The 11,730-nt window shown below is 60.1% G+C and carries 6 protein-coding genes and 1 pseudogene; 3 read left to right on the top strand and 4 right to left on the bottom strand.

Annotated features, from left to right (window positions below):
* A pseudogene (locus AAFM31_RS15165) lies at nucleotides 1-118 on the bottom strand (electron transfer flavoprotein subunit beta/FixA family protein); the annotation flags it as partial.
* 294 nt (nucleotides 119-412) lie between these two features.
* Here AAFM31_RS15165 and AAFM31_RS15160 point away from each other — a divergent pair.
* On the top strand, nucleotides 413-2,077 hold the full coding sequence (locus AAFM31_RS15160; protein ID WP_341708761.1) for an electron transfer flavoprotein-ubiquinone oxidoreductase: 1,665 nt from the start codon (nucleotides 413-415) through the stop codon (nucleotides 2,075-2,077).
* A gap of 81 nt (nucleotides 2,078-2,158) precedes the next feature.
* On the opposite strand, the gene AAFM31_RS15155 is transcribed toward AAFM31_RS15160, so the two are convergent.
* The 3 genes from AAFM31_RS15155 to AAFM31_RS15145 are packed head-to-tail and all read right to left on the bottom strand — an operon-like array spanning nucleotide 2,159 to nucleotide 9,049.
* Complete coding sequence (locus AAFM31_RS15155) at nucleotides 2,159-3,058, bottom strand: transglutaminase family protein (protein WP_341708760.1); 900 nt, start codon at nucleotides 3,056-3,058, stop codon at nucleotides 2,159-2,161.
* Nucleotides 3,059-3,085: 27 nt separating this feature from the next.
* Nucleotides 3,086-5,674, bottom strand: a complete 2,589-nt coding sequence (locus AAFM31_RS15150) for a circularly permuted type 2 ATP-grasp protein (RefSeq protein ID WP_341708759.1) — start codon at nucleotides 5,672-5,674, stop codon at nucleotides 3,086-3,088.
* A 54-nt stretch (nucleotides 5,675-5,728) separates the two neighbouring features.
* A complete protein-coding gene (locus AAFM31_RS15145; RefSeq protein ID WP_341708758.1) occupies nucleotides 5,729-9,049 on the bottom strand; it encodes a transglutaminase family protein in 3,321 nt (1,106 codons plus the stop codon).
* Nucleotides 9,050-9,257: 208 nt separating this feature from the next.
* Between AAFM31_RS15145 and AAFM31_RS15140 the strand changes: the two genes are divergently transcribed.
* Entirely contained in the window at nucleotides 9,258-10,715 is a 1,458-nt protein-coding gene (locus AAFM31_RS15140; RefSeq protein WP_341708757.1) for a circularly permuted type 2 ATP-grasp protein, read from the top strand.
* Between the two features lie 3 nt (nucleotides 10,716-10,718).
* Nucleotides 10,719-11,687 (top strand): alpha-E domain-containing protein, encoded by a 969-nt coding sequence (locus AAFM31_RS15135; protein WP_341708756.1) that lies wholly within the window; start codon nucleotides 10,719-10,721, stop codon nucleotides 11,685-11,687.
* Nucleotides 11,688-11,730 lie beyond the last annotated feature (43 nt).

Here is an 11,730-nt window from a genome sequence, read left to right as displayed (position 1 = left end):
CGCAGAAGGGGTTCATCGACATCTTGACGTTGGCCAGGTCAACACCGGAGTTGTCCGCCTTGACGCGAACCTTGACGTTGTAATCAACGACTCGCTTAACCGCTACAAGTACCTTCATGATTGCCTCATTCAATGTGTAGCCAAAACTGGGCCGGCCAGAATCGTGACTATAAAAAGAAGATCGTTCACGTTCAGACCAAGTGGGGCCCGCCGTTCAAAAGCTCTCTATCATGACTTTCCAAGCACAGGCGGTCAATAGGAGCAATTCGACGAAAGGTCCAATAAACGACCAAAACGCCATCTTTGCGTTGGAGCGGAAAACTCGGGCTGTTATACTCCGCCGCTTAATCGATCATGGCAGATCAACAAAGAATCGATACATGTGACGGGCCTAGAGTTTAGGAGAGAGATTGTGGAACGCGAATTCATGGAGTTTGACGTTGTCATCGTAGGTGCCGGCCCCTCTGGCCTGGCAGCTGCATGTCGAATCAAGAAGCAGGCTGCTGAAGCCGGTCAGGAAATCAGCGTCTGTGTCGTAGAGAAAGGTTCCGAAGTCGGTGCCCACATTCTCTCTGGTGCGGTATTCGAGCCGCGCGCTCTGGAAGAGCTGTTCCCTGACTGGAAAGAGCTGGGTGCCCCGCTGAACACACCGGTGGTTCGCGACGACATCTATATGCTCACCAGCGAAGCGAAGGCAACCAAGCTGCCTGACCTGCTCGTTCCCAAGACCATGCACAACCATGGCAACTACATCATCTCCCTCGGCAACCTGTGCCGCTGGCTGGCCGAACAGGCCGAAGGTCTGGGCGTAGAGGTGTATCCGGGCTTCGCCGCTCAGGAAGCACTGATCGACGAAAACGGCGTTGTGCGCGGCATCCTCACCGGTGACCTGGGCGTTGACCGTGAAGGCAACCCGAAAGACGGCTTCTACACCCCGGGTATGGAACTGCGCGCCAAGTACACCCTGTTCGCAGAAGGCTGCCGTGGCCACATTGGCAAGCAGCTGATCAACCGCTTCAACCTGGACTCCGAAGCAGATGCCCAGCACTACGGCATCGGCATCAAGGAAATCTGGGACATCGATCCGGCCAAGCATCAGCAAGGTCTGGTTGTGCACACTGCCGGCTGGCCGCTGGACATCGTTGGCACTGAAAACACCGGCGGTTCCTTCCTGTACCACCTGGAGAACAACCAGGTTGTCGTTGGCCTGATCATCGATCTGTCCTACTCCAACCCGCACCTGTCTCCGTTTGACGAGTTCCAACGCTACAAGCATCACCCGGTCGTCAAGCAGTACCTGGAAGGCGGCAAGCGCGTTGCTTACGGCGCTCGCGCCATCTGCAAAGGCGGCCTGAACTCCCTGCCGAAGATGGTCTTCCCGGGCGGCGCGCTGATTGGCTGCGACCTCGGCACCCTGAACTTCGCCAAGATCAAGGGCAGCCACACCGCGATGAAATCCGGCATGCTGGCCGCTGACGCTATCGTCGAAGCCCTGCAGGCTGGCCGCGAAGGCGGCGACGAGCTGACCAACTACGTTGAAAGCTTCAAGTCCAGCTGGCTGTACGAAGAGCTGTTCGCAGCGCGTAACTTCGGCCCGGCGATCCACAAGTTTGGTCCGCTGCTGGGTGGCGCGTTCAACTACATCGACCAGAACTGGTTCGGCGGCAAGATCCCGGTCACTCTGCACGACACCAAGCCGGATTACGCTTGCCTGAAGAAAGCCTCCGAAGCGGCCAAGATCGATTATCCGAAGCCGGATGGCGTACTGAGCTTCGACAAGCTGTCTTCGGTCTTCATGTCCAACACCAACCATGAAGAAGATCAGCCGATCCACCTGACACTGAAAGATCCGAGCATTCCGCTGGAGAAGAACCTGCCCCTGTACGACGAGCCGGCACAGCGTTACTGCCCGGCTGGCGTATACGAAGTTGTCGCCAACGACGACGGCAGCAAGCGCTTCCAGATCAATGCGCAGAACTGCGTACACTGCAAAACCTGCGACATCAAGGATCCGTCCCAGAACATCAACTGGATCGCGCCGGAAGGCACGGGTGGCCCGAACTACCCGAACATGTAAGCCATTCGGCGAACAACAAAAAACCGGCCTTATGGCCGGTTTTTTGTTGCCTTCCCGGCTCCGGAAAAGAGCCGAGATCAATCAAACCAGAGTGCGCGCCATCGGCTCATCCGCTTGCGGCAGTACGTCGACCGCAACACTGAGACTGTGATCCCCTCCCCCGGTCATAACCCCCTTGAGCGGCGTCACATCAGCAAAATCACGGCCCCAGCCAAGGATAATGTAGCGTTCATCCGGCACGCAGCCGTTGGTAGGATCCAGCTCCAGCCACCCCCACCCCGGCACAAATACCGCGAGCCATGCATGCGTCGCATCAGCACCCAGCAGCTTTTGCTGACCGGGCGGCGGCAAGGTCTCCATGTAGCCGCTGACGTACCGGGCTGCGAGCCCCATTGAACGCAAGCAACCAATACCCAGGTGAGCAAAGTCCTGACAGACGCCCCGTTTGCTGGCGAGCACGTCATGCAATGGGGTTGCCAGCGTGGTGAATTCCGGATCATAGGTGAACTCGGAAAAAATCCGCCGGTTCAGCTCCAGCACCGCATCCACCAGGTTGCGTCCCGGCGTAAAACTGCTTCGCGCATATTCAGCCAATCCGGGGCTCTGAAAAATGAACGGCGAGTCGAGGGCATACAATCGCGCATCCAGCGTATCGCGATTGGTCTGCCGCGGATCGTAGCGCAGCTCTTCTACCGCTTGCTCCCAACTGATATTGGAGAAGATATCGGCGCTGGCCCGAGGGCGAGTGACGATCTCACTGGTCACCGTCACATCCAGGCTCTCATGCAGCGACTCGATCGAGAAATACACCACCCGGTTACCGAAAAAATCGATGCGCTCACGCATACGATCCGGCATGGGCGTGATCACCAGCTGGGTATTGTTGCAGTCCTGCCACGGCAGCACTCGCGGCAGGATGCGCGCTTCGTTATGACTCAGGGTCACAGCGCCGCTGTACTGGTAGTGCGTGGTGTGACGCAAAAGGTATCTCAACGTGGAGACCTCGATTCAGGGCTGGCCAGTGTAGTGCATGCTGACCAGCTGACGGGGAGCTTCAACATGGCTGAAGTGACTGTGCGACAGCGCGTTGGACAACTCGGACATGGGTTCGATCAGTTGATCCAGCAGATTACTCAGGGCCTCCCGTGCCTCGGGCGAACCCTCCAGATCGGTCAGGGTTTCAATATCGACCAGATGCAGGCAACTGGTTGCCTGAATGATCAGGCGCTGCTCGAGATTACGGTAGGGCGAGCTACCCGGTGATGGAAGCTTGGCGATCTGTCGACCGAGACGCTTGAGCATGTAGCCTACCGAACGTGGATTGGTCTCGTCGAACAACAGCAGGTCGAGAATCGCCAGCGGGTGCAACTGTGAGCGATAGCGGCGGCGGTACACCGTGAGGTTGTCGGTGGTCGCCAACACCACCTCCCAGAGCGGTATGCCCGGCTCGTCCGCGTCCAAAAGCGCCAGCTTCAGCAACTCCAGCGAGCCGAGCGCGCGCTCGATAAAGCGCCCAATATCGAGGAAACGCCAGCCGTAGTGATGCGGCATGGTTTCGTTGCAAAGGCCAAAGAAGGCTGCCAGATCGAGCACCATGGCCTCGAGGTGGCGCTGGCCGACGACTACACCGCGCGCACGCGACATACTGTTGAAATGCTGACGCAGACTATTGATCGCCCGCCAGGTGTCATCCCCGAGATGGTCGCGCACCGCTCGGCTGTTGCGCACGAAATGGCCAAAGATGACCGGTAACCCCTCAGGCAGGTCGTCCGCAAATAGCTGCAACAACCTGTCCCGGGTGACGATATATTCGCGCGGAAAGCGGCTATTGGTCGGCACACTGTCATCCGCAAAGGCGTCCGGATCGAGCGCAATATCCAGCGCTCGCAACAGGTCCGGCATCAGTTGCGAACCGGACTCCTGACGATCGTCCTGCAGCAGTCGGGCTAACGCCTCGCGCAATAGACGCCCGCGGGTATCCAGACGTTCACCATAGCGGCCCATCCAGAACAGGCTTTCTGCCACCCGGCACGGCAAATCCTTACCATCACGGGTGACCACGATCGGGCCAAGCGCCTGACGTAGCAGACTGATATGTGGCTGCGGTACCGGCGCGGTAACCCAGACGTCCTTCACCAGGCGGCTTTTCATCAAGGGAGCACCGGGCTCGCCGACCCAGGCGAGCCCGCCCGGCATTACCCGGTAATTGCGTTCGTTCACCGGCTTGGTCAGGTCATCGGGCTCAACCAGACTGAAGAATCTCAGCGTTGCACTCTGGCGTTCAAAGGTTTTGCTTTGCGGATTGAAACCTGGCGCCACAGCCGGAGAGATATGCCGTTGCGCGGTAAACAGGTACGGATGGCGGTCCATGCTGATACGCAGGTCACGTAGCGCCTCGAGGCCCATCTGATCCGCGCGATAGATGCGGCCCGGCTTGCTGATATCGCGCAGCACCCACCCATCCAGCTCTGCTCGCACCTTGGCCATGGTCTGCGGCTCGCCACACCAGAGCGTTTCTCGGCACGGCAGCAGCAACTCTTCGCCCAACAGTTCACGGCATAGCGTCGGCAGGAACGCGAGCAAGCCCGGGTGCTCAAGCACGCCGGAGCCCAGAGCGTTTGCAATATGCACGTTGCCGCAGCGGGCGGCCTGCAACAGCCCGGGCACGCCCAGCAGCGAGTCGGGGCGCAGTTCAAGCGGATCACACCAGGGATCGTTAATCTGCCGGAGAATAACGTCAACCTGCTTCAAACCACCCAGCGTACGCATGGCAACCTGGCCATCTCGCACCACCAAATCATCGCCTTCAACCAACGAGAAGTTCATGTAATTGGCGAGCCAGGCGTGCTCGAAGTAACCGGGGCTACCTGGGCCCGGCGACAGCAAGACAATATTCGGCTGCTCTCGTTGGGTGCTGGCCAAACTGGCCAGACAGCGATGCTGGGCCTGCAGGAAGCCCGCAAGACGCTTGATCGGCGCATCGCGGTACAGGCTTGGGAGCGCGCGGGCGAGCGTGATGCGGTTCTCCAGGGCATAACCGGCGCCGGATGGAGACTGAGTCCAGTCAGCCAGAACCTGCCATCCCCCCTGACTGTCACGAATGATATCGGTGCCGTGGAAAATCAGCAGCGGCCGCTCTACCTGCGGCGGATCATCGGCTGCGGAGAACAGGAAACCCGGATGGGTATAGATCAGCTCGGGTGGCAAGAGGCCTTCACTGATGATTCGCCGCGCCCCATAGAGATCATCAAGAATGTGCTCCAACAGCCGGCTGCGCTGACGCAGGCCCGCCTCCAGAACGTCCCATTCATCGGTGGGAATGACCCAGGGAACGCAATCAAGCTGCCAGGACCGCAGCTGGCCCGGATCATCTTCATACGGATTAAAGGTGACGCCATTTTCGTGCAGCAGGTTCTGCGCCTCTTCCGAGCGCGCCGCCAAGACGTCCGGGCCAAGCTGGGCGATATCATCCAGCACCCCCTGCCAATGGGCACGCGGAAGGCGATCGTCACCGATCAACTCGTCATGTCCGACGTGCCCTGGATAGTCCCCAAGCAAGGCAGTTACTGCGGGGTCCAGATTGGCGAGGTGTTGCATGGAGCGGTTCCCGGTGCAGGCTGGCGATCAGCCACGATTGCTGGATGGCGTCGATTATAAACCAGTGCTGCCAACTACCGCGCGCCGTAAATCCAGCGTGTGCGGATACTCCTGCCCCGGCGCCTGCCGAACCTCTCCTGCCTTGCCCTGACTATGACCATAGTCCCAGAACCGCGCCATGCGCCGAGCCTCAGCCTCATTGGCGTTAACGGGGAAATGCTCGTAGTTGCGGCCAGCCGGATGCACGACATGGTAAGTACAGCCACCAACCGAGCGACCATTCCAGTTATCGACCAAGTCAAATACCAGCGGTGCCTGCACAGTGATCATCGGGTGCAGCGCCGACGGCGGCTGCCAGGCGCGGTAGCGGACCGCGGCAACCAACTCACCCGGTACTCCGGTCGTCTGCAGAGGTACCTTGAAGCCATTACAGGTCAGCTGATAACGGGCCGGATTGAAGTCATGGACCTTGACCTCCAAGCGCTCGACCGAAGAGTCAACGTAACGGGCGGTGCCGCCACCGGCGACCTCCTCACCCAATACGTGCCAGGGTTCGATCGCCTGGCGCAGCTCGATACGGGTATCGCCGTACTGCACCTCCCCCGCATGCGGAAACCTAAACTCCAGAAACGGCGCGAACCACTCATCACGGAAGTCAAAGCCGTGAGCACGCAGGTCGCTCAGCACATCGCAGAGATCGCGCCAGAGATAATGCGGCATCATCCACTTGTCGTGCAGCGCCGTACCCCAGCGGGCCAGCGGTTGACGATAAGGCTCAGCGTAGAAGCGCGCCACCAACGCACGAATCAGCAATTGCTGCATCAAGCTCATGCGCGCATGCGGCGGCATCTCGAAGCCACGCAGCTCAAGCAAACCAAGTCGCCCTGTCGCGCTGTCAGGTGAATACAGTTTGTCGACACAGAACTCCGCGCGATGGGTGTTGCCAGTGATATCGGTCAGCAGGTTGCGCACCAGGCGGTCGACCAGCCAAGGCTGTGGTACCTCGCCAGACGGCATTTGCGCCAACGCGATCTCCAGTTCATACAGCGCCTCATACCGGGCTTCGTCGACCCGCGGCGCCTGACTGGTCGGACCAATGAACATGCCGGAAAACAGGTAAGACAGGCTCGGATGGTGCTGCCAAAACGTCAGCATGCTGACGAGCAGGTCCGGCCGGCGCAAGAAGGGCGACTCGGACGGCGTGCGACCTCCGAGGGTGACATGGTTGCCGCCACCGGTTCCGGTGTGGCGGCCGTCTAGCATGAATTTCTCGGTCCCGAGCCGCGTCAAGCGAGCCTCTTCGTAGAGAATCTCGGTATTGCGTACCAGCTCAGGCCAACTGGCCGCCGGCATGATATTCACCTCAATCACCCCCGGGTCCGGTGTGATCATGAACTTTTCGATGCGGTTATCCGACGGTGGCGCGTAGCCCTCGATACAGACCGGCAAATTCAGCTCCGCAGCGGTATGTTCGATACAGGCCAGCAGCTCGAGATAGGACTCCAGCTTGGCCAGCGGCGGCATGAACACAAACAGCTTGCCGTCACGCGGCTCAATGCACAGCGCCGTGCCGACCACACCGCTGTCAATCAGATCAGGGCGCTGCTCCTGCCAGTCCTGCCCGGCCGAAATATGGTGCAGTGAGCCTTCACCACTGGCGTAAAGGGCACTGTAGCGGCTAGCTACCTCGCCATGCAGGTCGGACAAGGGAGTCTGCTCTTCGAACAGCGACGTCGGCTGCGGCTCCTCACGGCGGGCGATCGGTAGCGCAGACAGCGGCAGGCGCAACCCCATCGGCGAATCACCCGGTACCAGATAGAGCTGCTCCCGGCGCAACGGCCAGCTGCCACTAAGCCACCCGCCCTGCTCCGCAGCCGCCAACGGCAGCGTGTAACCGACCGTTGCGTCCAGTCCGCGCTCGAGCAAGCGCGCCAGGCGCAGGCGGTTGTCGTCATCCTTGAGGTCTTCGCCACGCAGATCAACGTCTATCGGCTGGGTGCGCTCCAGCCAGAGGTAGTAGTAAGCATCTTCAAAACAGGGAATCAGATGCTTGGCCGACACGCCAAGGCGACGCGTCAGCGCCTGCGCGAACGCCAGCGCCCTGGCATCGTCCGCACCGTAGTTGCGGTCCATATCGGCCAACCAACGGTCGTCCTGCCACATGGGTTTGCCATCGCGCCGCCAGTAACAGGCCAACGCCCAGCGCGGCAGCGGCTCTCCCGGATACCATTTACCCTGCTGATAGTGAATCAGCGAGTGTGGCGCAAAATGCGGGCGCAGGCGCCGCAGCAAGGTCTCGGAAAGCCCTCTTTTGGTCGGACCCTGCGCGGCAATGGTCCATTCTGGTGCATCCATGTCATCGATGGAGACGAAGGTTGGCTCGCCGCCCATGGTCAAACGCACATCCAGTACCTGTAACTGAGCGTCGACCTGCTCACCCAGTGCGAGAATTTCTGCCCATTGATCTTCGCTGTAGGGTTTGGTTACGCGGGGGTCTTCGTGCACCCTGGTGAGGCTCATATCGAAGGAAAAACTCACTTCGCAGGGTTCAGTTGCACCGGTGATGGGCGCTGCACTGGCTGGCTCGGCCGTCGCTGCCAGTGGCAGATGCCCCTCGCCCGCCAGCAAGCCGGAGGTCGGATCCAGTCCGATCCAGCCGGCACCCGGAACGAACACTTCGGTCCAGGCGTGCAGGTCAGTGAAGTCGGTTTCTGTACCGGAGGGGCCGTCAAGTGCCTTTACATCCGCCGTCAGCTGAATCAGGTAACCAGACACGAAGCGCGCAGCCAGCCCGAGATGGCGACAGATATGTACCAGCAACCAGGCCGAGTCACGACACGAGCCGCTGCCCAGCGTCAGCGTCTGTTCCGGGCTCTGCACACCCGGCTCCATGCGGATCATGTACTGAATATCGTCCGCCAGCCGCTGATTCAGGCCGACCAGAAAGTCGGTAATTGAGCGCTCGCCCTGATCCACCGCAGCCAGCCATTTCGCCAATTTCGGCCCCGGCTTTGCGGTTTCCAGATACGGCGCCAACTCCTTTTTCAACTCATCCTTGTAGCCGAATGGGAACTGCTCGGCGTAATCCTCAACAAAGAAATCAAAGGGATTGATCACCGTCATCGGGGCAATCAACTCAACCTCGATACCGAGGCTGGTCATCTTCTCGGGGAACACCAGGCGCGCCACGTGGTTGCCGAACGGATCCTGCTGCCAGTTGATGAAGTACTCACCTCCGCTAACCTTGAGACTGTAGGCATCGACTGGAGTACGGCAATGTGGCGCTGGCCGCAGGCGAATCAGATGGGGTGCAACCGAAACCGGCTTGTCGAACGAGTAGGTCGTTTCATGCCTGAGTGCAACGCGGATGGTCATGGTCCGTTATCCCGTCAGAGTGTGCGATCAATCCTTCCAGCCGGTCAGCGAAGCAATGCCTGTGCCAATCGGTGGGCGTCCTATTTTGTTAACACGGCTGAGTGACAATTGTTCGAAGGCACCCTTCACCGCGTGCCCCGATCCGGTGCATCTGGTATGGCAATTGCAAGTTGCTAAGCATCCCTCCCCTGGCGGACAGAGTAGCTGAATGAGCAAAGTAAACTGGGACGATTACACATCCAAAGGCTTCTACGACGAACTGATAAAGGCACCGGGGCAGCCGCGACCGGAGGCGGAACTGCTGTGCCAATACCTCGCCAACCTCGACGCCCGTGAGTTGAGCGAACACAAGACAGCGGCTGAAGTCGCTATCCAGTTGATGGGCATCACCTTCACCGTTTATACCGAAGGCAACATGATCGACCGGGCCTGGCCCTTCGATATTGTGCCGCGCATCATCCCCCTCGCTGAATGGCAAAAGACCGACGCGGGTCTCAAGCAGCGGGTGCAGGCGCTTAACATGTTTATCGACGATTTGTACCACGATCAGAAGATCGTCAAGGATGGCGTCGTACCGCGCGAAGTACTGGCCCAGTCGGTCAACTTCCGTCCGCAGTGCGTCGGCATTTCCACGCCACACAATGTGTGGGCGCACATCTGCGGCTCAGATCTCGTGCGTGACAAGGACGGCACACTTTATGTGCTGGAAGACAATCTGCGGGTACCGTCCGGTGTGTCCTACATGCTGGAAAACCGCAACGTCACCAAGCGCGTGATGCCCGACCTGTTCGCCACCGGCCAGATCCAGCCGGTCGACGACTACACCGCGCAGCTCTACGACATGCTTGCCTCACTCTCGCCCCGTCCCGGCGACGACCCATGCATCGTCATTCTGACTCCCGGCATCTACAACTCCGCCTACTACGAGCATTCCTATCTGGCCCAACAAATGGGCGTTCAGCTGGTAGAGGGCACGGACCTGGTGGTGGGCGACGACGACTGCGTATACATGCGCCGCATCGACGGGCTGGCCCGCGTCGACGTCATCTACCGTCGGGTGGACGACATGTTTATCGACCCCGAAGTGTTCAACCCGGAGTCCATGCTCGGCGTGCATGGCCTGATGCGCGCCTGGCGCAAGGGTAACGTGGCGCTGGCCAACGCGCCGGGCGCCGGTGTCGCCGACGACAAGGTGATCTACGCCTTTGTGCCGAAGATCATCGAGTACTACCTCGGCGAGCAGCCGCTGCTGCCCAACGTGCCCAGTTACCTGTGCATGTTCGAGGACGATCGCAAATACGTGCTCGACAACCTCGACAAGCTGGTGGTGAAGCCGGCCAACGAGTCCGGTGGCTACGGCATGCTGATCGGCCCGCACTCGACTAAAAAGGAACGCGAGACCTTTGCCGAACTGATCAAGGCGAACCCGCGCAATTACATGGCCCAGCCAACCCTGAGCCTGTCTACCTCGCCAACCCTGTGCGGCAACAACCAGATGGAGCCACGCCACGTCGACCTGCGGCCGTTCATTCTTTCCGGGGAATCTACCTGGGTTACCACTGGCGGCCTGACCCGGGTCGCACTCACCAAGGGATCGCTGGTCGTCAACTCCTCGCAGGGCGGCGGCAGCAAGGACACCTGGATCGTAGACCTGGCGGGGAACTGACCAATGCTTTCACGAGTTGCTGAAAACGTTTACTGGATGGCCCGCTACCTCGAGCGCGCCGAAGACACCGCTCGCCTGCTGAGCGTAAACAGTCATCTATTACTGGATCTGCCACGGGCGACCAAGCTCGGCTGGGCGGAGATCATCGCGATCACCGGCAATGACGAGTTGTTCGACGAGTTCTATCCCACCCGCGACGAAGCCAGCGTGCTGTCGTTCATGTGCGGTGACCGCCGCTACCCCGGCTCGATCCTCAGTTCGCTGGCGGCCGCACGGGAGAACCTGCGCACCACCCGCGACGTCATCCCCCGGGAAATCTGGGAAGAGGTCAACCAGCTGTATCTGAGCGTCAAGGAGCAGGTTGGCTCCGGTATCACCCCGCGCCGGCGCGATGCGTTTTTGGGTCGGGTAATCCGCAGCTGCCAGACCGTTAACGGCCTGATCGAAGGCTCATTGAGTTTCACTCCGGTGCGCTCATTCCTGATGCTGGGCCGTCAACTGGAACGGGCGGACATGACCACGCGAATCATCGACGTGCGCTCGGCCAACCTGCTGCCGCGCAGTGGCGAAGACCTCAAACCCTTCGAGACCCTGCAGTGGATGAGCGTGCTCAAGTCGCTGACCGGTTATCAGATGTACCGTCAGCACGTGCGGCTACGCATTCGGGGGCCGGATGTGCTGAGCTTTCTGCTCCAGGATCGGCTGTTCCCGCGCAGCGTTGCCTGCTGCATGGAGCGCGTGGCCGAAGCCCTGCACACATTGCCCCGGCACGAACTGGCACTGCAGGAAGTGGAAACCTGCAGGCAAAACCTCGGCAAGCCGGACGTCGCCCTGCTGGCTGCCGAACCCGATGAGCTGCACGCTTTTGTTGATGAGATTCAGATCGACTTTGATGAACTGCATGCTGCCATCAGTCAAACCTACTTCGCTCAGCCCGAGCAGGTACAGACGCAGGCGCAAAGCGCCGGCTGAGCGCGCAGCCAACCAGCCGGCACAGCGGGCTGATTGGCATGCG

It is taken from the genome of Halopseudomonas sp., from assembly GCF_038130085.1.
In the GTDB taxonomy this organism is placed as follows: domain Bacteria; phylum Pseudomonadota; class Gammaproteobacteria; order Pseudomonadales; family Pseudomonadaceae; genus Halopseudomonas.
The sequence above is the reverse complement of the archived record's forward strand: the minus strand, read 5'-3'. Positions and strand labels throughout refer to the sequence as shown.